The 25,396-nt window shown below is 65.8% G+C and carries 22 protein-coding genes and 1 pseudogene; 7 read left to right on the forward strand and 16 right to left on the reverse strand.

Annotation, left to right across the window (positions count from 1 at the left end; translation table 11 throughout):
- The first annotated feature begins 72 nt into the window (after window positions 1-72).
- Complete coding sequence (locus KW83_RS02880; protein WP_036174127.1) at window positions 73-1,293, forward strand: argininosuccinate synthase; 1,221 nt, start codon at window positions 73-75, stop codon at window positions 1,291-1,293.
- A gap of 121 nt (window positions 1,294-1,414) precedes the next feature.
- Here KW83_RS02880 and KW83_RS02885 read toward each other — a convergent pair whose 3' ends face one another.
- From KW83_RS02885 to KW83_RS02900, 4 genes are all read right to left on the reverse strand, one after another.
- On the reverse strand, window positions 1,415-2,380 hold the full coding sequence (locus KW83_RS02885; protein ID WP_051928164.1) for an SDR family oxidoreductase: 966 nt from the start codon (window positions 2,378-2,380) through the stop codon (window positions 1,415-1,417).
- A 55-nt stretch (window positions 2,381-2,435) separates the two neighbouring features.
- Window positions 2,436-3,134 carry a sulfotransferase-like domain-containing protein gene (locus tag KW83_RS02890; RefSeq protein WP_036174129.1) on the reverse strand — a complete coding sequence of 233 codons (699 nt, stop codon included), beginning with the start codon at window positions 3,132-3,134 and terminating at the stop codon, window positions 2,436-2,438.
- Complete coding sequence (locus KW83_RS02895) at window positions 3,128-4,024, reverse strand: aminotransferase class IV (RefSeq protein WP_036174133.1); 897 nt, start codon at window positions 4,022-4,024, stop codon at window positions 3,128-3,130. Before KW83_RS02895 ends, KW83_RS02890 begins: the two co-directional genes overlap by 7 nt.
- 195 nt (window positions 4,025-4,219) lie before the next feature.
- Window positions 4,220-4,633: a DUF7282 domain-containing protein gene (locus KW83_RS02900; RefSeq protein WP_051928166.1), complete on the reverse strand. Its 414-nt coding sequence runs from the start codon at window positions 4,631-4,633 to the stop codon at window positions 4,220-4,222.
- Window positions 4,634-4,804: 171 nt separating this feature from the next.
- Here KW83_RS02900 and msrA point away from each other — a divergent pair, with 171 nt between their 5' ends.
- A complete protein-coding gene (msrA, locus tag KW83_RS02905) occupies window positions 4,805-5,446 on the forward strand; it encodes a peptide-methionine (S)-S-oxide reductase MsrA (RefSeq protein ID WP_327203949.1) in 642 nt (213 codons plus the stop codon).
- Window positions 5,447-5,483: 37 nt separating this feature from the next.
- Here the strand turns inward: msrA and KW83_RS19545 are convergent.
- Window positions 5,484-6,634: pseudogene (locus tag KW83_RS19545) on the reverse strand (integrase core domain-containing protein); the annotation flags it as partial.
- Window positions 6,635-6,805: 171 nt separating this feature from the next.
- Window positions 6,806-9,016, reverse strand: coding sequence for an NADP-dependent malic enzyme (locus KW83_RS02910; RefSeq protein ID WP_152563467.1), 2,211 nt, complete (start codon window positions 9,014-9,016; stop codon window positions 6,806-6,808).
- 155 nt (window positions 9,017-9,171) lie between these two features.
- Between KW83_RS02910 and KW83_RS02915 the strand changes: the two genes are divergently transcribed.
- Window positions 9,172-9,705 carry an inorganic diphosphatase gene (locus KW83_RS02915; RefSeq protein WP_036174138.1) on the forward strand — a complete coding sequence of 178 codons (534 nt, stop codon included), beginning with the start codon at window positions 9,172-9,174 and terminating at the stop codon, window positions 9,703-9,705.
- Between the two features lie 60 nt (window positions 9,706-9,765).
- Window positions 9,766-12,393: a DNA mismatch repair protein MutS gene (gene mutS / locus KW83_RS02920; RefSeq protein ID WP_036174141.1), complete on the forward strand. Its 2,628-nt coding sequence runs from the start codon at window positions 9,766-9,768 to the stop codon at window positions 12,391-12,393.
- A gap of 141 nt (window positions 12,394-12,534) precedes the next feature.
- On the opposite strand, the gene KW83_RS02925 is transcribed toward mutS, so the two are convergent.
- From KW83_RS02925 to hrcA, 3 genes are all read right to left on the reverse strand, one after another.
- Complete coding sequence (locus KW83_RS02925; RefSeq protein WP_036174144.1) at window positions 12,535-13,716, reverse strand: pyridoxal phosphate-dependent aminotransferase; 1,182 nt, start codon at window positions 13,714-13,716, stop codon at window positions 12,535-12,537.
- A 13-nt stretch (window positions 13,717-13,729) separates the two neighbouring features.
- The gene (locus KW83_RS02930; RefSeq protein ID WP_036174914.1) at window positions 13,730-14,260 is read right to left on the reverse strand and encodes a nucleotide exchange factor GrpE; all 531 of its coding nucleotides are present in this window, start codon (window positions 14,258-14,260) and stop codon (window positions 13,730-13,732) included.
- A gap of 147 nt (window positions 14,261-14,407) precedes the next feature.
- Window positions 14,408-15,478 carry a heat-inducible transcriptional repressor HrcA gene (gene hrcA / locus KW83_RS02935; protein ID WP_036174148.1) on the reverse strand — a complete coding sequence of 357 codons (1,071 nt, stop codon included), beginning with the start codon at window positions 15,476-15,478 and terminating at the stop codon, window positions 14,408-14,410.
- A gap of 75 nt (window positions 15,479-15,553) precedes the next feature.
- Here hrcA and rph point away from each other — a divergent pair, with 75 nt between their 5' ends.
- From rph to hemW, 3 genes are read left to right on the forward strand one after another with little or no spacing between them, the layout of a single operon-like run.
- On the forward strand, window positions 15,554-16,264 hold the full coding sequence (gene rph, locus KW83_RS02940; protein ID WP_036174151.1) for a ribonuclease PH: 711 nt from the start codon (window positions 15,554-15,556) through the stop codon (window positions 16,262-16,264).
- Window positions 16,261-16,869 (forward strand): RdgB/HAM1 family non-canonical purine NTP pyrophosphatase, encoded by a 609-nt coding sequence (gene rdgB, locus KW83_RS02945; RefSeq protein WP_036174154.1) that lies wholly within the window; start codon window positions 16,261-16,263, stop codon window positions 16,867-16,869. Before rph ends, rdgB begins: the two co-directional genes overlap by 4 nt.
- Window positions 16,862-17,980, forward strand: coding sequence for a radical SAM family heme chaperone HemW (gene hemW / locus KW83_RS02950; RefSeq protein ID WP_036174156.1), 1,119 nt, complete (start codon window positions 16,862-16,864; stop codon window positions 17,978-17,980). Before rdgB ends, hemW begins: the two co-directional genes overlap by 8 nt.
- On the opposite strand, the gene KW83_RS02955 is transcribed toward hemW, so the two are convergent.
- The 7 genes from KW83_RS02955 to hemJ all read right to left on the reverse strand — a co-directional run bounded on the left by KW83_RS02955 (window position 17,977) and on the right by hemJ (window position 25,245).
- A complete protein-coding gene (locus KW83_RS02955; RefSeq protein ID WP_036174159.1) occupies window positions 17,977-18,879 on the reverse strand; it encodes a ParB/RepB/Spo0J family partition protein in 903 nt (300 codons plus the stop codon). The genes hemW and KW83_RS02955 overlap by 4 nt on opposite strands.
- A 10-nt stretch (window positions 18,880-18,889) precedes the next feature.
- The gene (locus KW83_RS02960) at window positions 18,890-19,687 is read right to left on the reverse strand and encodes a ParA family protein (RefSeq protein ID WP_235191342.1); all 798 of its coding nucleotides are present in this window, start codon (window positions 19,685-19,687) and stop codon (window positions 18,890-18,892) included.
- Entirely contained in the window at window positions 19,680-20,261 is a 582-nt protein-coding gene (gene rsmG, locus KW83_RS19550) for a 16S rRNA (guanine(527)-N(7))-methyltransferase RsmG (RefSeq protein ID WP_081904418.1), read from the reverse strand. Before rsmG ends, KW83_RS02960 begins: the two co-directional genes overlap by 8 nt.
- Complete coding sequence (gene mnmG / locus KW83_RS02965; RefSeq protein WP_235191343.1) at window positions 20,258-22,186, reverse strand: tRNA uridine-5-carboxymethylaminomethyl(34) synthesis enzyme MnmG; 1,929 nt, start codon at window positions 22,184-22,186, stop codon at window positions 20,258-20,260. Before mnmG ends, rsmG begins: the two co-directional genes overlap by 4 nt.
- Complete coding sequence (gene mnmE / locus KW83_RS02970; RefSeq protein WP_036174165.1) at window positions 22,134-23,402, reverse strand: tRNA uridine-5-carboxymethylaminomethyl(34) synthesis GTPase MnmE; 1,269 nt, start codon at window positions 23,400-23,402, stop codon at window positions 22,134-22,136. The genes mnmG and mnmE overlap by 53 nt, the downstream gene beginning before the upstream one ends.
- Window positions 23,403-23,415: 13 nt before the next feature.
- Window positions 23,416-24,687, reverse strand: coding sequence for a transcription termination factor Rho (gene rho, locus KW83_RS02975; RefSeq protein WP_036174167.1), 1,272 nt, complete (start codon window positions 24,685-24,687; stop codon window positions 23,416-23,418).
- 108 nt (window positions 24,688-24,795) lie between these two features.
- Window positions 24,796-25,245: a protoporphyrinogen oxidase HemJ gene (hemJ, locus tag KW83_RS02980; protein WP_036174169.1), complete on the reverse strand. Its 450-nt coding sequence runs from the start codon at window positions 25,243-25,245 to the stop codon at window positions 24,796-24,798.
- Window positions 25,246-25,396 lie beyond the last annotated feature (151 nt).

The following is a 25,396-nucleotide window of genomic DNA, read 5'->3' on the forward strand; positions in this document are numbered from 1 at the left end:
GTGACAAGGGGCGCGGCCTTGTGGGGCCATGGGATTCCCGCTACCTCCGCGGCGATCAGACAGGAGATGCCGATGTCCGCACCGAAGAAAGTCGTGCTCGCCTATTCCGGAGGCCTCGACACCTCGATCATCCTGAAATGGCTGCAGACGGAATACGGATGCGAGGTCGTGACCTTCACCGCCGATCTGGGGCAGGGCGAAGAGCTTGAGCCGGCTCGGAAAAAGGCCGAGCAGATGGGTGCGACCTCAATCCATATCGAGGATCTGCGCGAGGAGTTTGTGAGGGACTTCGTGTTCCCGATGTTCCGGGCCAATGCGCTCTATGAGGGGCTGTATCTGCTGGGCACCTCCATCGCGCGGCCTCTGATCTCCAAGCGTCTGGTCGAAATCGCGGCGGAAGAAGGCGCGGACGCGGTGGCCCATGGCGCGACTGGCAAGGGCAACGACCAGGTGCGGTTCGAACTGGCCGCCTATGCGCTGAACCCCGACATCAAGGTGATCGCGCCGTGGCGGGAGTGGGCTCTGTCCAGCCGCACCAAGCTTCTCGATTTCGCGGAGAAAAACCAGATTCCGATCGCCAGGGACAAGCGCGGCGAGGCGCCGTTCTCGGTCGATGCGAACCTGTTGCATACCTCTTCCGAAGGGAAGGTTCTGGAGGACCCGGCAGAGGATGCGCCGGACTATGTCTACCAGCGGACGGCGAACCCCGAAGATGCGCCGGACACGCCCGAGTTCGTCGAGATCGGGTTCGAGACCGGCGACGCGGTCAGCGTTGACGGTCAGGCGCTGTCTCCGGCCAACCTTTTGACGAAGCTGAACGAATTGGGCGGCCGGCATGGTGTGGGCCGGCTCGACCTGGTGGAAGGGCGCTTTGTCGGCATGAAGTCTCGGGGGATCTACGAAACCCCTGGCGGTACGATCCTGCTAGAGGCGCACCGGGGTATCGAGCAGATCACGCTGGACCGCGGACAGGCGCATCTGAAGGACGAGCTGATGCCGCGCTATGCGGAACTCATCTACAACGGGTTCTGGTTCAGCCCCGAGCGCGAGATGCTGCAGGCGGCGATAGATCATTCGCAACGGCATGTGACCGGGACGGTGCGGCTGAAACTCTACAAGGGATCGGTGCGGACGGTCGGGCGCTGGTCCGATCATTCGCTTTATTCGGAGGCACATGTGACCTTCGAGGATGACGCCGGAGCCTATGACCAGAAGGACGCGGCGGGGTTCATCCAGTTGCAGGCGCTGCGGCTGAAACTGCTGGCCGCGCGGAAACGGCGGCTGGAGGGCTGACCGCCCAGACCGCCCGCCAACCGCGCCGCAAAGACGGTCGGAGCCGCGTATGTGTTCTGTAAGAGTTCTGTAGGAGTCCCACCGCCGCCGCGGAGGGGCGGACAGATCCGGCTCGGCCCGGTCAGAGGGTGATCCAGCCGGGCCTGCGGAGGTAGTTGCGGGTGCTCTGCTCGGTCACCTCCCGGAGCCGGTCGTTCAGGGGCGGCAGATCCGACATGCCCGGCCCCTCGGCCACGTGCCGCGGCCGCGCGCCGCGCGGCATCTCCGCCACTGCCAGGATCGCGTCGGCGATCTGCTGCGGAGGCGGTGTCGGGGTGTTCGCCAGGATGTTGCCCACGGCGTCGAGGTGATCGGCATAGGGTGCCTGCCGCTCCGGCGGGATCCGGTCGCGGTAGCGCGCGACGTCGCGGGCCGCGTTCTCCTTGAACCGGGTATCGTATCCGCCGGGCTGGACGATGGTGGTTTCGATCCCGAACGGGTGCATTTCGTAGGCGAGGGCCGTGAACGCCGCCTCCAGCGCATGTTTCGACGCGCAATAGGCGCCATAAAGCGGCAGTGTGTAGCGGCCGAGCGCGCTGGTGACCTGGATCAGCAGTCCGCGTTCCCGCTCTCGCATGGCGGGCAGCACGGCATGGGCCATGCGCAGGCCGCCATAGAAGTTGGTCTCCATCACCTCCCGGGTGGCCTCCATGGACAGGGCCGCGGGCAGGGGGATGCCGACGCCGGCGTTGGAGACGAGGATCTCCACCGGACCGACCTGCGCGGCGGCGCGGGCGTGGCCCTCCGCGACGGAGGCGTCGTCGGACACGTCGATGTCGATGACCGTCAGCTCCAGCCCTTCGGCGCGGGCCATGTGCCCCAGGGCGCGGGCGGCCTCTGCGTTTTCCCCGCCGACGTTGCGCATGGTCGCGACGGTTCGGTATCCGGCGCGGGCGAAGCTCTCTGCCGTGAGCCGGCCGAACCCGGAACTGGTGCCGGTGACCAGGACCACGGGACCGGTGCCCTGCGCATGAAGCCGGCCCTTGGGCAGGGCGCCGGCCAGAACGGCGGCGGTGGCGGACCTCAGGACGGTGCGGCGGTCGGGCATGGCGCTCTCCGGTTCTTCCGTGAATGAGCCTAGCGCACGGCGGTGGCGGGGGGAGTCACTCCGGCGTGAGGCGATGCGCGTGGAGGGACTCGTAGAGCGGCAGCGCGCCGTCGAGAAGCCGCGCGGCGGCGCCGTCGAGCACGGGCAGCGGCCCTTCGGGATCGGCGAACGCGGTCGAGCCATGGACGGCGCCGTACCAATGCGCGGCCCAGATCCCGTCAGAGGGATGTCCCCCCGCGGGCCAGGACAGCATGTCCGGGGTCCAGTCGATCCCCAGGGCGGCGCAGGCGGCGCGGAGCATGGCCGCGGGGTCGGCGCGAATATCCGCGCTGTCCAGAACCGGGCCGCCGAACCGTTCGAAGAGGGCGCGCTGCCGGGGAAGTCCGATGTCGTCCAGGGTCGGCTCTTCCCGCTTGGCGGCGTAGCTTGCGATCACACGGGCCGGGTGGCGGATCAGATGCAGGTGGGCGGCCGTTTCGGCCCAATCCAGCGGCATGGCGGGCGTCATGTGATGGGCCATGAGCTTGAGATACGTGTGGGGACGATTTTTCGCTGAAAAATCGGCGATCACCCGGGCCGGGTCGGTCTGATGCGCGGTCAGGATCGCCGCGCGCATCGGGTGGTCGGCTCCGCTCTCGGCCAGATAGGGCGCATAGAAGGGCTCATCCCGGATGGCGCAGTCGCCGCGGGCGGCAAAGGCGTACATCATCGCCGTGGAGAGATTGCGCGGCCCGGACCAGCCGGCGATCAGCATGCGGTATCGCGGCGGACGAGATCGGCGTAGAGGTCCCGGATGCGCAGGGTGACCGGACCGGCCGCGGTCCCGATCACCCGGCCGTCGATCTGACCCACGGGCGTCTGCGCACCGAACGTGCCGGTGAGGAACGCCTCATCCGCGCCGTAGGCGTCCACCAGGGAGAAGTTGCGTTCGAACACCGGTATGCCGTCGGCGCGGCACAGGTCGATGACCTTGCGACGGGTGATCCCGTTCATGCAGTAGTCGCCGGTGGAGGTCCAGACTTCGCCCTTACGGACGACGAAGAGGTTGCAGGCATTGGTGGTGTTCACGAAACCGTGGATGTCGAGCATCAGCGCCTCATCCGCGCCGGCCTTTTCCGCGGCGATGCAGGCGAGGATACAGTTCAGCTTGGAATGGGAATTGAGCTTGGGATCCTGGGTCATGGGCAGGCCGCGCAGGTGGGGCACGGTGGCCAGGCGGATCGGCTTGGGGATCGACGGGACGGAATGCTCCGCGATGATGACCACGGTCGGGCCGGAGACCGACAGCGACGGGTGCTGGAACGGCCGCAGCTTGAGCCCGCGGGTGACCATCAGCCGGGCATGGGCATCGTCCGCCATGCCGTTCGCGGCGCGGGTCCGGTCGAGCGCATCCGCCAGGGCGGTCCGGTCCATGCCGATCTCCAGGTCGATGGCGCGGGCACCCTCGAACAGCCGGTCGAGATGGTCGTCCAGAAAGGCCCAGCGCCCTTGGTGGAGGCGCAGCCCTTCCCATACACCGTCGCCCAGGAGGAAACCGGAATCGTAGACCGAGACCGTGGCGCGGTCGCGCGGCGTCAGCGTGCCGTTCACCCAGATCAGAATGTCGGCGTTGCGCGGATCTTCGAGAGAGGCATGGGTGACCATGACCGATTGGTGCCGCCACGGGGCGCGTAACGCAAGAGGGACGGCGCGCTGGTCGCCGTCCCCGAGGAACCGGCAGCGCGGCGGGCCGCACCGTTCCAGCACATCCAGATCGGAGGCCCGCGGCGAGGGGTTACACGCCGCGGGCCGTTTTCCTGCCGCCGAAGACTCCCCGGGGCAGGACCGTCACACACCCGCTTACTGGGCGGTGATCGTCGCCATCACGAGGTCGCCCTCTGGCTTGACGGGGCCGTCTTCGGTGGCGCCCAGGGTGTATTCGAACACGCCCTTGGCCGTGCCGCCCGCCTCCGAATGGACCATGAGCATCAACATGTCGCCCGGTGCCACGTCTTCCTGGAGGATCGCCGCGACATCCGCGGTCTCGCCCATGCGGAGCGGCGCGTAGCCGACCACCGGGCCGGGCTTCATCTCGGCGTCGGTGCGGTGGACGACCAGCCAGCCGTTTTCGGCGGCGGTGACGGTCTCGGCGGAGACGATGCCGTTCGACACGTCCTGGTCGGACGCGGCGACGGCGGGCGACATGGCGTGGGCCGCGGCGAAGGCGCCGGTGGCAAGCGCGGAGAATGCGGTGGAGAGCAGGATCGTCTTCATGGGTTGGTCCCTTCCTGAATGACTTGTGCCGTTAACCACGGAGCGCGGCGGCCGATGGTTTCACGAAGGCAAAAGATTTTTCAGCCGTTCACCCGCGGGTGAGGTCACGCGCCGGTGACTTGCGGCAGGGCGCCGGGGCGGAAAGGGTAAGGCCCGAAGGAGGACGTTCCGATGACATACATGAAAGCCGCCCTTGCCGCCCTGGCGCTGGCCGCCGCGACCGGCGCCGCGCAAGCCGCACAGCAGACCGCCTACCTCTCCGGCGGGTGCTTCTGGTGCGTCGAGGCCGATTTCGAGAAGGTCGCCGGTGTCGGAGACGTGATCTCCGGCTTTACCGGGGGCACGACGAAAGCGCCCACCTACCCGGCCCACGGCGACCATATCGAGGCGGTGAAGGTGCCGTTCGACGATACCGAGGTGAGCTACCGGCAGATCTACGACCTGTTCTTTCGCTCGATCGACCCGACGGACGCAGGCGGCCAGTTCTGCGACCGGGGCCGGGCCTACACCACCGCGATCTACGTGGAGACCCCCGCCCAGCGCCAGGCGGCGGAGGCCGCCAAACTGGCTGCGAAACGGGAGCTCGGCAAACGGATCGTCACCCCGATCCGCGACGCCGGCACCTTCTACCCGGTCGACGACTACCACCAGGATTATTACAAGTCGCAAGAGCGCGTGGCCGTCACCCGGTTCGGCGTGGGCGTGCCCAAGGCCGAGGCCTACAAGAAATACCGTGCCGGCTGCGCCCGGGACCAGCGGGTCCGCCAGCTGTGGGGCGACGACGCGCCGTTCGTGCCGAAGACCGGCAGCTGACGGGACCGGGCGCGCCTGACCTGCCGCTGAACATTCGTCCAGCCGCCACTGGAGCCCGGTTGGTGTTTACGCCGATCGGCGCGGTTTGAGCAATCGCCCGGCGCGCGGAGGTTTCATCGCGCGCGGCGGGGCGGGCGATTGCGGTGGTCGGGGTCTGCGCGTCGTCGGCCGGGGTCTGGCAAACCAACGCCGGGTGCGGGCGCTCCGTGTCATGGTCTGCGGCCCGGGCGGCGATCACGGCGCGTGCGTGAGCCAGGGTCCGGAACATGGTCTCGTCGAGCGGTCCATCCCGCATCCGCCCGTTGAAGCTTTCGACGACGCCGTTCCGCATCGGCCTTCCCGGCGCGGTGCAATGCCATTCGATCCGGCGCTCGGACCACCAGCGCAGGATGGCGTCGGAGGTCGGTTCCGGGCCGTTGTCGCTGACAATCATGCCGGGCTTGCCGCGCCGCTCGATCGGGGCGGCCAGCACGGCGCCCCGAGATCGAGGGTGAGCCATCGGTCCGCCACCGGTCCGGGGCCGATGGCGGACGGGATCGCGGCGAGACACTCACGGGCGACGTCGTCGACCGCATCAAGCACCCGGAAGCGCTGGCCATTGGCGAACGGGTCATGCACGAAATCCGGCGATCCCGTCGACCGGCAGTCGTTTGCGCGGCAAACGACGGGAGGGGCCGCGCCTCGACCGGGATCGGTGCCCGTGTTCCGACGGCCTTGCGCCGGGCTTTCCGTGCGCGCACCGTCGATCCCTCTTCGCGGTAGAGCCGATAGATCCCGGACGGCTCGCCCTCGCGGCGCAATGAGACGAAGAGCCGCCGACAGCCAAACCGGCGGCGCTCATGCGCCACGTTTCGCAGCCGACCGCGCGGCTCCGTGTCCGGAGCACGCCGCGCCACGTCGCGGACCGTCTTGCGATCCGCCCCGGCCATACGTCACGCCCGCCGTTCCGGGAGCCCGGGCCGGGACCCCGGATGCGCGACCGCCTCGCGCGTCACGGCAGGCGCCACCGCTTTTTTGAAACCAGCTCCTTCATCGCCGACACAGTCATGCCACCGACCTGGCCTTCCAGTTGCAAAAGGCGCCTTCCGACATGCCGTGCTCGCGGCACGGGTCAGCGCAGGTCGCGCCAGCTTCGCGGCCGGCCGGTATGCCGACGATCCGTTCGTCCGTGACTCTCGTTCGCTTCATTGTCCGTCCTTGAGCGGGGCCGGACTCTCGTCAACGGGGGAGTACAAATCCCGTGGCAGGTCACGCCCTGGCCGTCCTGGTGTCGAGACACACGTCGGCGGCCGGCGGGATGCGACCGCCGACGCCGGGATTGAGCCGCCGGCGTCGACGCGATCTTTGGACCAAAGATCGTCAGGCCATGTCGCAGGCGGCGATGGCCGCCATTTTCAGGATGTCCGACGGTCCCATGCCGGTGGAGGCGATCTGGACCGGCCTGTCGAGCCCGGTCAGGATCGGGCCCAGGACCGTCGCTCCCGCCATTTCCTGCATCATCTTGACCGAGATGGAGGCCGAATGCCGCGCCGGCACCACCAGCACGTTCGCGGGGCCGGTCAGACGGCAGAAGGGATAGGCGCGCATCGCCTGCGGGTTCAGCGCCACGTCCACGGTCATCTCTCCGTCGTATTCGAAATCGACGTTCCGGGCGTCGAGCACCTGCGGAGCCAGGTGCATCTTCTCGGCCCGTTCGGACACCGGATAGCCGAAGGTCGAGAAGCTCACGAACGCGACGCGCGGCGTCAGCCCCAGCGCGCGGGCGACGTCCGCACCGCGGCAGGCGATGTTGGCCAGATCGTTCTGGTCCGGCCATTCATGGACCAGCGTATCGGCGATGAGCACGATCCGGTTGCCGCTGAGCACCGCGGTGATGCCCACGGCCCCGTCCTGGGGACGCGCGTCGAACACATGGTTGATCAGGTCGAGCGCATGGGCCGACTTGCGCGTCGCTCCCGTCACCATGGCATCGCCGTGGCCATGGGCAAGCATCAGCGCCGCGAAAACGTGGCGATCGCGCGCGGCGAGCCGGTGGATGTCGGCGCCGTCGTAGCCCTCTCGCTGGAGCCGGGCGTAGAGAAATTCCTTGTAGGTGTCCAGGTTCTCGGTGGTGGCGGCGTTGACGATCGACAGGTGCCGCATGGCGGACTCCAGACCCTCGGCGGCCAGTTTCTGGCGAATGTCCGGCTCCCGGCCCACGACGATCGACTCGCCCAGCCCGTCGCGGTGGTAGGCGATGGCGGCGCGCAGCACGCGCAGGTCGTCGCCTTCGGCGAAGATCATCCGGGCCTGCCGGGCGCGGGCCCGTGCGAAAATGCCGTTAAGGATCGAGGAGGTCGGATCCATCCGCGCCAGAAGCTGCTTTTCGTACCCGTCCATATCCACGATGGGGCGGCGCCCGGCACCGGTGTCCATGCCGGCGCGGGCGACAGCGGGCGGAATGCGCCAGATCAGCCGCGGATCGAACGGGGTGGGTATGATGTAGTCGCGTCCGAACTTGAGCTGCCGGCCGTAGGCTACGGCGACCTCGTCGGGCACGTCCTCGCGCGCGAGGGCTGCCAGGGCCTCTGCGCAGGCGATCTTCATCTCGTCGTTGATCGCCCGGGCCTGGATGTCGAGCGCGCCGCGGAAGAGATAGGGAAACCCCAGGACGTTGTTGACCTGGTTGGGGTAGTCGGACCGCCCGGTGGCAACGATCACGTCCTCACGCACGGCATGGACGTCCTCCGGCGTGATCTCCGGGTCCGGGTTGGCCATGGCGAAGATCACCGCGTCGCGGGCCATGGACCGCACCATGTCCTGGGTCACGGCGCCCCTTACGCTGACGCCCAGGAACACGTCGGCGCCGTCCATCGCCTCGGCCAGCGTGCGGGCGTCGGTGCGCGCGGCATGGGCCGATTTCCACTGGTTCATGCCGTCGGTGCGGCCCTGCCAGATCACCCCCTTGGTGTCGCACATGATGCAGTTGTCCGGTGTGGCCCCCATCGCCTTGAGCAATTCCAGACAGGCGATGCCGGCCGCGCCGGCGCCGTTCAGCACGATCCGCACGTCGGCGATGTCCTTGCCCGAGATGTGCAGCGCGTTGATCAGACCGGCGGCGCAGATCACGGCGGTGCCGTGCTGGTCGTCGTGGAACACCGGGATGTCCATCTCTTCCTTCAGGCGCTGCTCGATGATGAAACACTCGGGCGCCTTGATGTCCTCCAGGTTGATGCCGCCGAAGGTCGGCTCCATCAGGCGGACCGCGGCGCAGAAGGCGTCCGGATCCTCGGTGTCGAGCTCGATGTCGATGGAGTTCACGTCGGCGAAGCGCTTGAAGAGCACCGACTTGCCCTCCATCACCGGCTTGGAGGCCAGGGCCCCCAGATTGCCCAGCCCCAGCACCGCCGTCCCGTTGGAGATCACCGCCACCAGGTTGCCCTTGTTGGTGTAGTCGTAGGCCTGTCCCGGCTCTTCGGCGATCCGCTGGCAGGGCACCGCGACGCCGGGCGAATAGGCCAGGCTCAGGTCCTTCTGGGTGGACATGGGCACGCTGGCGGCGATGTCGAACTTGCCCGGCCGAGGGTGCATGTGGAAGGCGAGCGCCTCCTCTTCGGTGAATTTCTTGACCAAGCGACCCTCCCTGACCGGCCAGAGGCCCTAGGTGGCATGAGGGGGTCGGAAAGCTCCAGACCAAAAGCTGCGCCTCGGGCGCGAATGTCGAAACGGATACGGAAGGAGAGCCCATGTTTTCGGATGATCTGAAGAGCGTGCCGCCGCGGGCGAGCGACGACACGGTGAATGTCTTCGTCGAGACGCCGAAGGGATCGCGCCACAAATACGATATCGACGACAAGGGGCTGGTGAAGATCGCCCTGGAATTGCCGGAGGGGGTGACCTTTCCGTTCTCCTTCGGTTTCGTGCCCAACACCCTGGCCCCGGACGGGGACGCGCTGGACATCGTGCTGATCACCGCCGGGGAGGTGCCCGCGCGGTCGCTGATCGAGGCGCGGCTGATCGGCGTGCTGAAGATGTCCAACGACGAGAGCGGCGAGATGGTGCGCAACGACCGGGTGGTGGCGGTGGCGACCATGAGCCGGGTGTTCGGCCAGGTGCACGAGCTGGAAGAGCTGCGCGAGGGCTTTGCCTGGGACATCGAGGAATTCTTCGACACCTACAACCGGATGATCGAGCGGCCCTTCGACATCGTGGGCCGCGGCGACGCCGAGGAGGCGCGCAGGATGATGGCCGAGGCGGTGGAGGCCGCCGAGGCGGGTTAGGATCGGTGGCACGGCTCCGCGATCCGCGCTAGTCATGGCGCGGCTCTGGGGGAGGGACGGATGGCCGACGCACCGACGCCGATGATGGCGCAGTACCTGGAGATCAAGGCGGGGCATCCGGACGCGCTGCTGTTCTACCGGATGGGTGATTTCTATGAGCTGTTCTTCGACGATGCCGTGGCCGCGGCGGCGGCGCTCGACATCGCGCTGACCAAGCGCGGCAAGCATCTGGGCCAGGACATCGCCATGTGCGGCGTGCCCGTCCACGCCGCCGAGGGCTACCTTCTGACGCTGATCCGCAAGGGGTTCCGCGTGGCGGTGTGCGAGCAGATGGAGGACCCGGCCCAGGCCAGGAAGCGCGGGTCCAAATCCGTGGTCCGGCGCGAGGTGGTGCGTCTGGTCACCCCGGGCACCTTGACCGAGGACAGCCTGCTGGACGCGCGGCGCAACAACTTCCTGGCCGCCTGGTCGGATCTGAGGGCAGAGGGCGCGCTGGCCTGGGCCGACATCTCCACCGGCGAGATCCGCGTGACGCCCTGCCCGCGGGTGCGGCTCGGGCCGGAACTGGCTCGGCTGGCCCCGCGCGAGGTGCTGGTGAGCGAGGCCGAGGAGACGGCGCTGCGCCCGCTGGTCGAAGAGCTGGGCGGCGCGGTCACCGCCCTGTCGCGCGGGTCCTTCGACACGGTATCGGGGGAAAAGCGGCTCTGCGCCACGTGGCGCGTGGGCGCGCTGGATGCGTTCGGCAGCTTCGGGCGGGCGGAGGTGTCGGCCATGGCGGCGCTGGTCGATTACCTGGAGATGACCCAGAAGGCGCGGATGCCGCTGTTGCAGCCGCCCCGGCGCGAGGAGGCGGGCCGGGTCATGCAGATCGACGCGGCCACGCGGCGCAACCTGGAGCTGACCCATGCGCTGTCCGGCGGGCGGCAGGGCTCGCTCCTGGCCGCGGTGGACCGGACCGTGACGGCGGCGGGCGGGCGGCTTCTGGAACGGCGGCTGACGTCCCCCTCACGCGATCTGGGCACGATCCGGGCGCGGCAGGACGCGGTGGCGGCGCTGGTCGCCGACCGGGGGCTGGCCGCGGCGCTGGCGGAGGCGTTGCGTCAGGTCCCGGATATGGAGCGGGCGCTGTCCCGGCTGGCGCTCGACCGGGGCGGTCCGCGGGATCTGGCGGCGATCCGGGACGGGCTGGCGCGGGCCGGGGGGCTGCATGACCGCCTGGGCGATGCCGATCTGCCGGAGGCGCTGGGTGGCGTCGCCGCGCGGCTGGGCGGGCACGGGGCGCTGGTGGACCGGCTGGACGCCGCTCTGGTGGCCGAACCGCCGCTTCTGGCGCGGGACGGCGGGTTCGTGGCCCCCGGCCACGACGCCGATCTGGACGACGCGCGAACGCTGCGCGACGAGGGGCGCGGCGTGATCGCGGCGATGCAGGCCGAGTTCGCGCAAGCCACCGGCATCGGGTCTCTGAAGGTCAAACACAACAACGTGCTGGGCTATTTCATCGAAGTCACGGCCACCCACGCCGACAGGATGCTGTCGGCGCCCCTGTCGGAGCGGTTCATCCACCGCCAGACCACCGCCAGCGCGGTGCGCTTCACCACAGTGGAACTGAGCGAGCTGGAGACCCGCATCCTGAACGCCGGCGGCCGCGCGCTGGAGATCGAGAAACGGATCTTCGCCGGCCTGGTGGCCGAAACGGTCGCGGCCGCGGCCTCCGTGGGCGAGGCGGCGCGGGCGCTGGCGGAACTGGACCTGCATCTTGCCTTTGCCACCCTGGCGCGAGACGGCGACTGGGTGCGCCCGATGGTCGACGACAGCCGCGTGTTCCACGTGGCCGGCGGGCGGCACCCGGTGGTGGAGCGCGCGCTGCGTGCGCAGGGGGCGGGGCCGTTCGTGGCCAACGACTGCGATCTGTCGGACGGGACCGGACCGGCCTGCTGGCTGCTGACCGGGCCGAACATGGCCGGCAAATCCACGTTCCTGCGGCAGAACGCGGTAATCGCGCTTCTGGCCCAGACGGGCGCCTTCGTGCCGGCGGAGCGGGCGCATATCGGCGTGGTCAGCCAGCTGTTTTCGCGGGTGGGGGCGGCGGACGACCTGGCACGCGGACGCTCTACCTTCATGGTCGAAATGGTCGAGACGGCGGCGATCCTGAACCAGGCTGACGCGGATGCCCTGGTGATCCTGGACGAGATCGGGCGCGGCACGGCCACCTACGACGGGCTGTCGATCGCCTGGGCAACACTGGAACATCTGCATGACGTAAACCGGTGCCGCGCACTCTTCGCCACTCATTATCATGAGCTGACGCGGCTGGCAGAGCGGCTGGACGGCGCCCAGAACGCCACCGTGGCGGTGAAGGAATGGGAGGGAGAGGTTATCTTTCTCCACGAGGTGCGCAAGGGCGCCGCCGACCGCTCCTACGGGGTTCAGGTGGCCCGGCTGGCGGGGCTGCCGGCAGCGGTGGTCGAACGGGCGCGAGTGGTGCTGGCCGCGCTGGAGCAAGGCGAGGTGGCGGGCCGCAAGGAAACGCTGATCGACGACCTGCCGCTGTTTTCGGCCCGTGCTGCACCCGCTCCGGTCGTGTCTGGCGTGGAGGAGCGGCTAAGAGATGTGCGGCCGGACGATCTGAGTCCGCGGGAGGCGCTGGATTTGGTCTATGAACTCAAGCGGCTGGGAGAGACCGGGTAACGGGGTTTCGCGAAGATCCGGAAAGAAACGGTCGCGGAACCGTGCGACGGGGCCGGCCGTCCGGACGCGACGGCGCGTCAGGGTAAGCGGCGCCCCGCGCCCGTCCGGCGGCGGCGGCGTGAAGCGCGCGCGGTTCCGTCGTCAGTGCCGTGGCGGGCCTTCGTCCAGAAGGGCGGCCATGCGCGACAGGGCCTCTTCGATCCGCTCCATGGACGCGGCATAGGACAGGCGAAGGTGGCCTTCGCCCATGGCGCCGAAGGCGGTTCCGGAGATGGTGGCGACGCCGGCCCGGTCCAGCAGCAGGTCCTGCGCCGCGTGGGACGTGAGGTGCGTGCCGGAGATGTTCGGAAAGGCGTAGAACGCCCCCGCCGGGTCGCTGCAGGTCACGCCGGGAAGGGCGTTCAGGGCCGGGACGATGGCGCGGCGGCGGGCGTCGAACCGGGCCATCATGGCCTCCACCGCGTCCTGAGGGCCGGTCAGCGCGGCGATCCCGGCATGCTGTGCGGCGGCGTTCACGCAGGAGTGGTCGTTGATGCAGAGCCGCGTGACCGGTTCGACCAGTTGCCGGGGCCAGACGGCGTAGCCCAGCCGCCAGCCGGTCATGGCGTAGGTCTTGGACCAACCGTCGAGCAGGATCAGCCGGTCGCGGATCTGCGGGTAGGACAGGAGAGAGACGTGCTCTCGCGCGTCGTAGAGCATCCGCGAGTAGATCTCGTCGGACAGAACCGCCACATGGGGGTGACGTTCGAGACCGGCCACCAGCGCGTCGATCTGCGTCTTCGGCGTCACGCCGCCGGTGGGGTTGGCGGGCGAGTTCAGGATGACGAGCCGGGTGCGGGGCGTGATCCGCGACAGGATCGCGTCGGCGTCGAGGGCGAAGCCGGTGGCCTCCGTCAGGGGGACAGGGACGGCCGTGGCGCCGGTGTAGTCGATGACCGACCGGTAGATCGGAAAACCCGGATCTGGATAGAGGATCTCTGCCCCCGGTTCGCCAAAGCACAGGACGGCGAAGAACATGCTGGGCTTGCCGCCGGGCTGGACGATGACGTGGCCGGGATCGACGTCGGCGCCGTTGCGACGATGGAGATCGGCGGCGACGGCCTCGCGCAGGGCCGGGAGGCCGGCGGCGGGGGTGTAGCCGTGGGCGCCGTCGCGCAGGGCGCGGACGGCGGCTTCCACGATATGTTCCGGCGTGGCGAAATCCGGTTGGCCGATCCCGAGGTTGACGATGTCGCGGCCTTCGGCGGACAGGAGACTGGCGCGGGCCAGAACCTCGAACGCGGATTCGGTCCCCAGGCGGGACAGCGCGGCGGCCGTGTGCACGCCGCCCGCCCGGTCAGGTTTTGGGGGTGGAGCTGACGCCCACCTGTGCGGCGCGCAACAGCCGGTCGTGGATCATGAACCCGACGGTCATCACCTGGATGATCTGGCCCTTTTCCGAATCGGGCACCGGGGCCTCGAACATCGCCTCGTGGATCTTGGGGTCGAACGTCTCGCCGATCTGCGGCTCGACGATCTCCACCCCGTGCTTCTTGAACACGTTCTGAAGCTCGCGCAGGGTCAGCTCCACGCCCTCGACCAGCGAAGCGTTGGCCTCACGGGACTCTTCGGGGATGGCGGCAACGGCACGCTGAAGGTTGTCATAGACCGGCAGCATGTCGCGCGCCATCTTCGAGCCGCCGTAGTTCTCGGCCTCGCGCCGCTCTCTGTCGGCGCGCTTGCGGGAGTTTTCGGCGTCGGCCAGGGTACGGATCAGTCGGTCCTTCATCTGGGCGTTCTCGGCGCGCAGCGCCTCGACCTCGGCGGCGATGCCGTCGGTCTCTTCCACCACCGGCGGCTCTTCATCGGCCAGCGCGTCCAGATCCATGGGCTCTTCGACGGGGCGGGGCGCGGCCTTGCGGCGCACCTTGTCGGCCTCGGACGGGCCGTCGGTGCCGTCCGTCTCTCCCTTCAGCATCTCGTCGATGGCCGCCTGGATATCGCGTTCGTTCTCGTCGGACATGCACACCCCTTGTCAGCTTCGGCCCGACAGCAGTTTGCCAACCAACTGGGCCGTATAATCCACGATCGGGACGATCCGTCCGTAGTTGAGCCGCGTTGGCCCGATCACACCGACCGCTCCGATGATCTTTCGATCAGCGTTCATATATGGAGAGACCACCAGAGAGGAACCCGAAAGCGAAAAGAGTTTGTTCTCGGAGCCGATGAAAATGCGCACGCCCTGCCCCTCCTCGGTCAGTTCCAGGAACTCCGCGATGTCGCGCTTGCGCTCCAGGTCGTCGAAGAGCGAGCGGACGCGTTCCAGATCCGCCGCCTCGGTCTCTCCCAGCAGGTTGGCGCGGCCGCGCACGATCAGCCGCTCATAGGGCTCACCCTCATTGTCCCAGACGGCCAGGCCGGTATCGACCATGGCGGTCGCCAATGCGTCGAGCTCCCGCCGGTGGCTCTCGATCTCGCGGCCGATGCGGTCGCGCAGCTCCGACAGCGTCTTGCCCTCCGCCATGGCGTTGAGGAAATTCGCGGCCTCCCGCATCGAGGACGGGGTCTGGCCGGGCGGCGGGGCGAAGACGCGGTTTTCCACGTGGCCGTCCGCGAACACCAGCACCACCAGCGCGCGATCCTGCCCCAGGGAGACAAAGTCGATATGGCGGATCGGTGCCTCATGCTTGGGGGTCAGCACCAGGCTGGCGCCGGAGGTCACCCCCGACAGCGCAGATCCCACACGGTCGAGCAGCGTCCCCACGTCGCGTTCGTTCGAGCCGAGCGTTTCGTCGATCCGGGCGCGGTCCTCATCGCCCAGATTGCCGATCTCAAGCAGCCCGTCCACGAACATCCTGAGGCCCTGCTGCGTGGGCACCCGCCCGGCGGAGACGTGCGGGCTGTCCAGAAGGCCCAGAAACTCCAGATCCTGCATGACGTTGCGGATCGTCGCGGCGGAGACCTTCTCCGACATGGTGCGGGTCAACGTGCGAGAGCCGACGGGATCGCCGGATTCAAGGTACCCCTCGACGACGCGGCGAAACACCTCTCGCGTCCGGTCGTTCATGTCGGCCATCAGGGACGTTCGGTCAGGATCCGTGCTCATTCCGGCTCGGTCAACGGGGTTGCGCCTCCGCTCGCCGGAGACATATCAGGACGCGAACCTTGCAGGAGAAGCCCGATGCGTCCGTCCGGTAGACAGTTAAGCGACATGCGCCCGATTTCAATCGAAACGGACGTGACGCGCCATGCCGAAGGGTCGTGCATGATCCGTTGCGGCGACACGCACGTGCTGTGCACCGCATCGCTGGAAGAGCGCGTGCCGCCCTGGATGCGCAATTCCGGACAGGGTTGGGTAACAGCGGAATACGGGATGCTGCCGCGCGCCACCCATACCCGCGGCCGGCGCGAGGCGAAGAACGGCCAGTCGGGCCGCACGCAGGAGATCCAGCGGTTGATCGGGCGGTCGCTCCGCGCCGCCGTGGACCGCAACGCGTTGGGAGAGCGGCAGATCACCGTCGATTGCGACGTGATCCAGGCCGATGGCGGAACGCGCTGCGCGTCCATCACCGGCGGCTGGGTGGCGTTGCGGCTGGCGGTGAACAGGCTGTTGAAGGCCGGGGACCTGTCCATGGATCCGATAACCGACCACGTGGCGGCGGTCAGTTGCGGCCTTTACGCCGGGCAGATGGTGCTCGATCTGGACTACCCGGAGGACAGCGAAGCCGGCGTGGACGGGAATTTTGTCCTGACCGGCGCCAAACGGCTGATCGAGGTGCAGATGTCCGGCGAGAGCGCGACTTTTTCGCGCGAGCAGATGTCAGGCCTTCTGGATCTGGCCGAGCTGGGCGTGGACACGCTTGTGACGGCGCAGAAAGAGGCCGTGGCGTGAGACGGTTCGACGGCGACCGCCTGCTGGTCGCCACCCACAACCGCGGCAAGCTGGAAGAGATCGCGGATCTGCTGGCGCCCTACGGGCTGGCGATCACATCCAACGCGGACCACGGACTGCCGGAGCCGGAGGAGACCGGGACGACGTTCGTCCAGAACGCCCGCATCAAGGCACATGCCGCTTGCAGGGCGACGGGCCTGCCCGCGTTGTCCGACGACAGCGGGCTTGAGATAGACGCGCTGGGGGGCCGACCGGGTGTGTGGACAGCCGACTGGGCCGAAACGGGCCGGGGGCGCGACTTCGGCATGGCCATGGAGCGGGCGCATCGCGAACTCATAGCCAGCGGCGCGGCGCAACCTTGGCAGGCGCGATTCTGCTGCACGCTGGTGCTGGCCTGGCCCGACGGCCATGACGAGGTCTATCCCGGCACCATGGAGGGGCGGATCGTCTGGCCCATGCGCGGGAGACAGGGCCACGGCTATGACCCGGTGTTCCAGCCGGACGGGTACGACCAGACCTTCGGCGAGATGGACCGCTGGGAAAAGAACAGGATCTCTCACCGGGCCGACGCCTTCGCGCGGCTGATCGCGGGGTCCTTTGCGTAGGATCGCACTCTATGTCCACTGGCCGTTCTGTCAGGCCAAGTGCCCCTATTGCGACTTCAATTCGCATGTGGTGAGGCAGGTCGATCAGGCGGCATGGAGGGATGCCTACGCATCTGAAATAAAAAGATATTCTTCGAACATCCCAGAGGTTGAGGTCGGGTCGATCTTCTTTGGCGGAGGCACGCCCAGCCTGATGGAGGCCGAGACGGTGGCATCGGTCATCGACGGGGCGCAACGGGCCTGGCGCTTCGCCAACGACGTGGAGATCACGCTGGAGGCGAACCCGACCTCCGTCGAGGCAGGCCGGTTTCGCGGCTATCGCGCGGCCGGGGTGAACCGCGTATCGATGGGAATACAGGCGCTGGACGATGGCGACCTGGCGCGGCTCGGACGGCTCCACAGTGTGTCGGAAGCGCGCGCGGCGTTCGACGTGGCGCAGGAGACGTTCGGGCGGGTAAGCTTCGATCTGATCTATGCCCGGCAGGACCAGAGCCCCGCGGCATGGGAGGCGGAACTGACCCGCGCGCTCGGCATGGCGGCGGATCACCTGTCGCTCTATCAACTGACGATCGAGGACGGGACGGCCTTTGGCGACCGCCTGGCCAGGGGCGGGCTGGCGGGTCTGCCGGACGAGGATCGCGCCGCCGATCTCTGGGACATCACCCAGAACCTGACAGAGGCGGCGGGCCTGCCGGCCTATGAGGTCTCGAACCATGCGCGGCCGGGGGCGGAGTCGCGGCACAACCTGACCTACTGGACCGGAGGCGATTACATCGGCATCGGCCCGGGCGCCCATGGCCGGGTGACGCAGGACGGCACGCGCCATGCGACCGAAGCGCTGTCCGCGCCGCTCGCCTGGCTATTTGCGGTGCAGCGCAGAACGGGCGTCGAGACGACTGCCCCCCTGACGCCGCGCGATGCCGCGGAAGAGCGGCTGATGATGGGGCTCAGGGTCCATGCGGGCGTGGACCTGCGCCAGATCGACTACCGGCCCCGCAATCTGGATGTCCTGCAAGAGGATGGGCTGATCGAGCTGGATGGTCCGGTTCTGCGGCTGAGCCGGAAAGGCCGGCCCCTGCTCAATGCCATCCTGCGCGAACTCATGGTCTAGTCGCCGCCCCGCGACAGGGCCTGACAGAGCGTGTCGAGCTCATCGAGCGACGCGTAGTCGATCGTGATCCGCCCGCGCCCGCCGGAACCCGTATGCTCGACGGATACTTTCATGCCCAGCGCGGCGCTCAGATCCTGCTCCAGCGCGCGGGTGTCGGCGTCTTTATCCGGCGCGATGCGCGGCGACGAACGGGCGGTGGTGGCGGTCTTGGGCCTGCGGGCCAGCGCCTCTGTCGCGCGTACGGACAAGCCCTTGGCGATCACCTGCCGCGCCAATTCGGCCGGGCTGTCCGTCGAGACCAGCGCACGGGCGTGCCCGGCAGTAAGCTTGCCCTCTCCCAACCAGGTCAGAACCTCCTTGGGCAGCGTCAGCAAGCGCAGGGCGTTGGCGATGTGCGGACGGCTCTTGCCCAGCGCCTCTGCCACCTTTTCCTGAGTGTGCCCGAACCGATCCATCAACTGGCGATAGCTTGCCGCCTCGTCCACGGGGTTGAGATCGGCGCGCTGGATGTTTTCGATAATCGCGACTTCCAGAACCTCTATGTCGTCGAACTCACGGACGATGGCCGGAATCTCGTGCAGCTTTGCGACCTGTGCCGCGCGCCAGCGCCGTTCGCCGGCGACGATCTGATAGCGGCTGGGATCTGCGGGATGGCGGCGCAGGATCAGCGGCTGAATGATGCCGCGCTGAGCGATGGATGTCGCCAGCTCCTCCAGGCGGTCCGGATCGAAACTGCGGCGGGGCTGGTCCGGATTGGGTTCGATCAGATCGATAGGGATCGCGGTTTCGGCGCGCCGTGGCGTGTCCGGCGCGCGGTCGGCCTCTGGCTGGTCGATATCCGCCATGAGCGCCGAAAGGCCCCGGCCCAACCCGCGGCGCTGTTCCTTCTTGTCAGCCATGGCGATCTCCTCAGAGGTGGTTCCGGGCGACGAATTCCTTCGCCAGTGCGGCGTAGGCGATACTGCCCTTCGATGCCGGGTCGTACTCCAGGACCGACTGGGCGTAGGACGGCGCTTCGCTCACGCGGACATTTCGGGGGATGACCGTGTCGAAGACAAGCTCGCCCAGAGTTTCCTTTGCGTCGGCCAGCACGCCCTGTGCCAGCCTGTTGCGGCCGTCGAACATGGTCAGCACGATCCCTTCGATGCCGAGGTCGGGGTTGGCGGTCTGCCGCACTTCACGAACCGTCAACATGAGCTGGCTGAGACCCTCCAGGGCGAAGAACTCGCTCTGCAATGGCACCAGGACAGAATGGGCCGCGACCATGGCGTTGACCGTGAGGAGCGACAAGGAAGGCGGACAGTCGATGAAAATGTAGTCGAGACCGACGGGTCCGGTCCGCGCGGGCGACAGCGCGTCCTTTAGAAGCGTGGTCCGTGCCTTCTTGGCGTAAATCTCGATGTCAGCCGAGCTCAGGTCCGACGTGGCAGGCACAATAGACAGGTTCGGAGTGTTGCTGGACTGCAACGCCGAAGAAAGATCCATGCCGTCGAGAAGAAGGTCGTATGTTGTCGTTTCCCGTCGGCTTGCATCAATCCCCAGTCCTGTCGACGCGTTCCCCTGCGGATCCAGGTCCACGATTGCAACGCGGTATCCCGCCCCGGCCAAGGCAGCGCCGAGGTTGATGGCAGTGGTCGTCTTTCCGACACCGCCCTTCTGGTTGACGATGGCGACAATCTTAGGCTGCGGCGGATGGGCCTCAGGCACGCTCGATATTTCCCAGTACCAGGATGACTGCTTCCTTTTCGGTTTTTGACGGTCGAACGTCAATCTCGAATGACCAGTCGCAACGGATGGCATCGAGTTCCCGCCGAAACGACGCACCTTTGGGAAAAATGAAACGCGCGTCTGGCGAACCATGTCTTACAGCCAAAGGAATAAGCTGGGACAATGGGGCAAGCGCACGTGCCGACACGATATCGGCCCCTGTCGGCTCTGCATTCTCGATCCGCGCGTTCCTGATCGTAACGGACAGGCCGAGTTCCCGGCTCGCATGACGAAGAAACACGCACTTCCGCTGATCCGATTCGATCAGGGTCACGCGAATTTCAGGGTGCACGATTGCGACGACAAGACCAGGAAATCCGCCGCCGCTACCCAAGTCGCACCAATCCCGGACGTTGTTTGCCGCCTCCGCAACCTGCAAGCTGTCAATTATATGGCGCGTCTCTAGATCTCCGACGCTAGATTTGGAGATCAGGTTGATTTTCGGGGTCCACGCACGAACAAGATCTGCGAGTTTACTCAGACGCTCGGATGTTTCACGTGAAACACCGCTCATCTGCCGACAGGGACGCGCCGCTGGGCGGATCTCAGCGAAAGCAGAACGGCATTGAGCGCGGCAGGGGTCACTCCTTCGATCCGCGCGGCTGCAGCAAGTGACCGCGGACGGTGCGTGTCCAGCTTCTGACGTGCCTCAGATGAAAGACCTCCGACTTTCGTGTAATCGAATGTCTCCGGAATCACGGTCGCTTCATCTATTCGGAGACGCTCTGCCTCTCTTTTCTGCCGGTCTACGTAATTCGCATAGACAGCCTCCCGTGATATTTGCTCAAGAGCATCGCGATCAAGTGTATCGAAATTCGGAACAAGTTTCGAAAGGTCGCCCAGCGTGGCGGACGGAATACTAAGAAGTACGGCGGCAGAGCGTTTTTCCCCGTCAGCAGACACGTCAATTCCCGCAGATCTGGCCTCTTTCGATGAAATCATGTGTTGTTCAAGGTAAGATCGTGCACATTGGATCGCTGCCATCTTGCTGCGGAACGCATCGCTTCGATCCGGCGAAATAAGTCCGAGATCCGATCCGAAGGGCGTCAGTCGCTGATCCGCATTGTCCGCTCGGAGGGATAAACGAAATTCCGCTCTCGACGTGAACATGCGATACGGTTCCGTCACGCCCTTGGTAATCAGATCGTCAAGCATCACGCCGATGTAAGACGTCGTCCTGGAAAACGACACCGGCTCCGCGCCCGAGGCGAAACGAACGGCACCGATTCCGGCCACCAGTCCCTGAGCCGCCGCCTCTTCGTATCCGGTTGTGCCGTTGATCTGCCCGGCAAGCCAGAGACCCGGCAACTGACGAACCTGAAGCGTATGATCAAGTGCGCGGGGATCGACGTAATCATATTCGATCGCATAACCCGGCTGCAGGATCTCCGCGTTTTCCAACCCAACCATGGTTCCAATATAGGCGTTTTGCACCTCGATCGGCAAAGACGTCGATATTCCGTTGGGGTAAACTGTGTCGTCTTCCAGCCCCTCTGGTTCCAGAAAAACCTGATGTGCGTCCTTGTCGGCAAAGCGCCCTATCTTGTCCTCGATAGACGGGCAGTATCGCGGCCCCTTACCGGAGATATTGCCTGAGTACATGGCGGAACGGTGTAAATTCCGCCGAATGACATCGTGGGTTCGTTCGTTCGTATGGGTGATCGCGCAACTGACCTGCCGAACGGTAGGAGATTTACTGAGAAAAGACAGCATGACCGGGTCGTCGTCTCCTGGCTGGAGCTCCAGTCGGTCCCAATCTATCGTTCTGCCATTCAGTCGCGGAGGCGTACCGGTTTTCAATCGGCCCATGGGCAGTTTTGCCGCATAGAGCCTATCGGCAAGGGCACTTGCGGCGCGTTCGCCGACCCGTCCTCCCGGGCGCGACATCTCGCCAACGTGTATCATCCCGTTCAGGAATGTGCCCGTGGTAAGAACCACCGCGTCTGCGTGGTGACAAGCACCAGTGTCGGTCTCCACACCGACGATCCGGCCATTGCGGATCAATAGATCACTGACCTGCGCTTCGACGACGACGATATCGGCCGCGGTCATGGCCGACTGAATAGCCTCACGATACAAATGCCGGTCCATTTGCGCCCGGGGACCTTGGACTGCGGGGCCCTTGCTTCGGTTCAGCAGCCGGAACTGAATACCTGCCCGATCCGCGGCGACGCCCATGACCCCGCCCAAGGCATCAACTTCTCGGACCAAATGCCCTTTACCCAGCCCTCCAATGGCCGGATTGCAGGACATGACACCCACGGAGTCCGCGGACATGGTGATAAGCTGGACCTCTGCGCCCATTCGACGTGCGGCAGCGGCGGCCTCAACACCCGCATGCCCGCCACCGACGACGATAATCTTCCACTGTTTCACGTGAAACATCCTATTTACCAATGCAGAACCGCGAGAAAATCTCGTCCAGCAGGTCGTCGACATCAATACCGCCGACCAACTCCGCCAGTGACGCCGACGCGTTCCGCAGCGCATCTGCGGCCACCTCATTTGCACCACCAAACTTAAGCATCCGGCGCGAATCTTCTAGATAGCGACGGGCATCCTCCATTGCAGTTCGGTGCCGCGCCCGAATCAATAGACGGTTCTGAGGAACACGGGCGGAAAGGAGTACCGCGATGCGATCGAGAAGCGGGGAAATGCCGCTTCCCGTCTTACCCGACACGCCATCGCTGGCGCCAACGTCATCTCGGGCACGCAGAATTATATCGATGTCGTCTGGAACGACCGTCTCTTCGAAATCCAGCCAGATCCGCAAGTCGGCAGCTTGGGCACGCGATCGCGCCAAGTTGATGCCTGCTGCCTCGAGCGGGTCGGCTGTCTCTCGCAGACCTGCAGTATCTAGAAGAGTGACTGGCAATCCCTGCAGATCGATCCGGACTTCGATGACATCGCGGGTGGTTCCGGCGATTTCCGAGGTCAGTGCGACCGGCCGCCGTGCGATTGCATTCAAGAGCGTCGACTTCCCGGCGTTCGGCGGCCCCATGATCGCGACCTCGAAACCATCGCGGATACGTTCGGCCGCCGAATAGCCAGCCAATTCCTGATCCAGATCGGATACAACTGCCGCAACCCGGTTCAGTACATCAGGGGTTACGTCGACAGGAATATCTTCATCGGAAAAATCCAAGGTGGCTTCGACGAGCGCGGCAGCTTCGACAAGGAGCTTGCGCCAAACTTCGATTTTTTTCGACAGAACCCCGGATAGAACCTCCTGGGCCTGTCTGCGCTGAAGTTCGGTCTCTGCGTCGATGAGATCCGCCAAACCCTCGACTTGCGCTAGGTCCAACTTCTGATTGTCCAATGCACGCCGCGTAAACTCGCCGGCGCGGGCTGGGCGAAACCCGGAAAATGTCTGGAGTTCTTTCAGGACAGCGTGGACCACGGCTACGGATCCATGCAGCTGTAATTCGACCACATCTTCTCCGGTAAAGCTGGCACCGGATTCGAATGTCAGAACAAGTCCACTGTCGAGCGTTTCTCCGGCCACAGAGCGGATCCTGCGTACAGCTGCCAGTCTTGGCTGGGGCAGAGTCCCACATAGCACGGCACAGCCCTTGAAAGCGTCCGGACCCGAGATCCTGACGATCGAGACGCCCGCCTTCCCGGGCGCAGTGGCCTGGGCAAAGATCGTATCCATGACGGGCGCGAGGTCAGGTATTCATGGAATCGAAGAACTCGGCATTCGTCTTTGTCTGCTTGAGCTTACCCAGCAGAAATTCCACCGCATCCGTCGTGCCCATCGGGTTGAGGATCCGCCGCAGAACGTACGTCTTTTGCAGATCGACTTTGTCGACCAGCAGATCTTCCTTCCGGGTGCCGGATTTCAGAATATCCATGGCCGGATACACGCGCTTGTCGGCTACCTTGCGATCGAGCACAATTTCCGAGTTTCCGGTGCCCTTGAACTCTTCAAAGATGACCTCATCCATGCGGCTGCCAGTGTCGATCAGCGCGGTGGCGATGATGGTCAGGGATCCGCCTTCCTCGATATTCCGGGCGGCGCCGAAGAAGCGTTTGGGCCGTTGCAGGGCGTTTGCATCGACGCCGCCGGTGAGAACCTTGCCGGACGACGGTACGGTTGTGTTAAAGGCTCTACCAAGTCTTGTGATTGAATCAAGGAGAATAACTACATCTCGTTTGTGTTCGACAAGGCGCTTCGCCTTTTCAATCACCATGTCGGAGACGGCTACGTGACGGGTCGCCGGCTCATCGAAGGTTGAGGATACGACCTCACCCTTCACCGATCGTTGCATGTCGGTCACCTCTTCGGGGCGTTCGTCGATCAGCAGGACGATCAGGTAGCATTCGGGGTGATTGCGCTCGATGGAGTGCGCGATATTTTGCAACAGGACCGTCTTACCGGTTCGTGGTGGAGCCACGATCAGGGAACGCTGCCCCTTGCCGATCGGCGCCACCAGATCGATGACCCGGGCCGAGCGGTCCTTGACCGTCGGATCCTCGATCTCCATTGTCATGCGTTCATCTGGGTAGAGCGGCGTCAGGTTGTCGAAGGCGACCTTGTGCTTGGCCTTGACCGGATCCTCGAAATTGATGCTTTCGACCTCGATCAGGGCGAAGTAGCGCTCATTCTCGTCGGGGCCGCGAATCACGCCGGATACCGTGTCGCCGGTCCTCAGCGAATGGCGGCGGATCATCTCGGGGCTCATATATATGTCGTCGGGGCCGGGCAGGTAGTTCGCCTCTGGCGAGCGCAGGAACCCGAAACCGTCCTGAAGAACCTCCAGAACGCCGTCGCCGCCGATGATCCAATCCTCGTCCGCGCGCTCCTTGAGGATCGAGAACATCATCTCGCCCTTGCGCATGGTCGAAGCGTTCTCGATCTCGAGCTCCTCTGCAAGGCTGAGAAGATCCTTGGGGCTCTGCGCCTTCAGGTCGGCCAGGTTCACGCGGTCGTCGCTCATGGTAAATCCTCGGTCCGGTCTGGCCGGTGGTCGCTGCGGTGGGTCGGAATGAAACACCTGCCGGACGGCGGGTCGCGGAGAGGTAAGCCGCAGGCCCAGGTTTGTCAATCAGAACGGGCGGGCAACCACGGAAACGACGATGACAATCAGCAGGAGGGTCGGAACCTCGTTCATCAGGCGATAATACCGGCCGGTCCGGTCGACGTCGCCCGCGGCCAGCACTTCGCGTTGACCGCTGCACCAGAAGTGAAACCAGGTCATCCCCAGCACAGCCGCAGCCTTGACCCAGGGCCACGCCGCAGACCAGTCAACCGCGCCCGTACCGATCAACAGCAGGCCGAAAATCCAGGTGGAGAGCATGGCCGGAGTCATGATCGCCTTCAGCAGGCGGCGCTCCATGATCTGGAACAATTCCGCACGCTCGGGCCGGTCCCGCGCCGTTTCCACGTGATAGACGAAGAGCCGCGGCAGGTAGAACAGTCCTGCCATCCAGGCCGTGAAGGACAGGATGTGCAGCGTTTTGAGCCACGGATACGCGGAGGCTAGGAAGTCGGTCATACCGACCCTTTATCTATAAAATTAAATAAAGAGAAAGATTGATGTTTGTTTGTAGGCTCTGTGGAAGGTGGGGAGAATCGCGTTTCTCGCGGTGTTCTCCATAGGATCATACGTGTGGATGAGTTGACCTGAAGGACATATGAGGAACACC

Source organism: Palleronia rufa (genome assembly GCF_000743715.1).
Lineage (GTDB): Bacteria > Pseudomonadota > Alphaproteobacteria > Rhodobacterales > Rhodobacteraceae > Palleronia > Palleronia rufa.

Bases quoted from the DNA above. Each gene is read 5' to 3' on its own strand.
- KW83_RS02880 (WP_036174127.1), top strand. From the start codon at position 73: ATGTCCGCACCGAAGAAAGTCGTGCTCGCCTATTCCGGAGGCCTCGAC.
- KW83_RS02885 (WP_051928164.1), bottom strand. From the start codon at position 2,380: ATGCCCGACCGCCGCACCGTCCTGAGGTCCGCCACCGCCGCCGTTCTG.
- KW83_RS02890 (WP_036174129.1), bottom strand. From the start codon at position 3,134: ATGCTGATCGCCGGCTGGTCCGGGCCGCGCAATCTCTCCACGGCGATG.
- KW83_RS02895 (WP_036174133.1), bottom strand. From the start codon at position 4,024: ATGGTCACCCATGCCTCTCTCGAAGATCCGCGCAACGCCGACATTCTG.
- KW83_RS02900 (WP_051928166.1), bottom strand. From the start codon at position 4,633: ATGAAGACGATCCTGCTCTCCACCGCATTCTCCGCGCTTGCCACCGGC.
- msrA (WP_327203949.1), top strand. From the start codon at position 4,805: ATGACATACATGAAAGCCGCCCTTGCCGCCCTGGCGCTGGCCGCCGCG.
- KW83_RS02910 (WP_152563467.1), bottom strand. From the start codon at position 9,016: ATGCACCCTCGGCCGGGCAAGTTCGACATCGCCGCCAGCGTGCCCATG.
- KW83_RS02915 (WP_036174138.1), top strand. From the start codon at position 9,172: ATGTTTTCGGATGATCTGAAGAGCGTGCCGCCGCGGGCGAGCGACGAC.
- mutS (WP_036174141.1), top strand. From the start codon at position 9,766: ATGGCCGACGCACCGACGCCGATGATGGCGCAGTACCTGGAGATCAAG.
- KW83_RS02930 (WP_036174914.1), bottom strand. From the start codon at position 14,260: ATGGATCTGGACGCGCTGGCCGATGAAGAGCCGCCGGTGGTGGAAGAG.
- hrcA (WP_036174148.1), bottom strand. From the start codon at position 15,478: ATGAGCACGGATCCTGACCGAACGTCCCTGATGGCCGACATGAACGAC.
- rph (WP_036174151.1), top strand. From the start codon at position 15,554: ATGCGTCCGTCCGGTAGACAGTTAAGCGACATGCGCCCGATTTCAATC.
- KW83_RS02955 (WP_036174159.1), bottom strand. From the start codon at position 18,879: ATGGCTGACAAGAAGGAACAGCGCCGCGGGTTGGGCCGGGGCCTTTCG.
- rsmG (WP_081904418.1), bottom strand. From the start codon at position 20,261: ATGAGCGGTGTTTCACGTGAAACATCCGAGCGTCTGAGTAAACTCGCA.
- mnmG (WP_235191343.1), bottom strand. From the start codon at position 22,186: ATGTCGACGACCTGCTGGACGAGATTTTCTCGCGGTTCTGCATTGGTA.
- mnmE (WP_036174165.1), bottom strand. From the start codon at position 23,402: ATGGATACGATCTTTGCCCAGGCCACTGCGCCCGGGAAGGCGGGCGTC.
- rho (WP_036174167.1), bottom strand. From the start codon at position 24,687: ATGAGCGACGACCGCGTGAACCTGGCCGACCTGAAGGCGCAGAGCCCC.
- hemJ (WP_036174169.1), bottom strand. From the start codon at position 25,245: ATGACCGACTTCCTAGCCTCCGCGTATCCGTGGCTCAAAACGCTGCAC.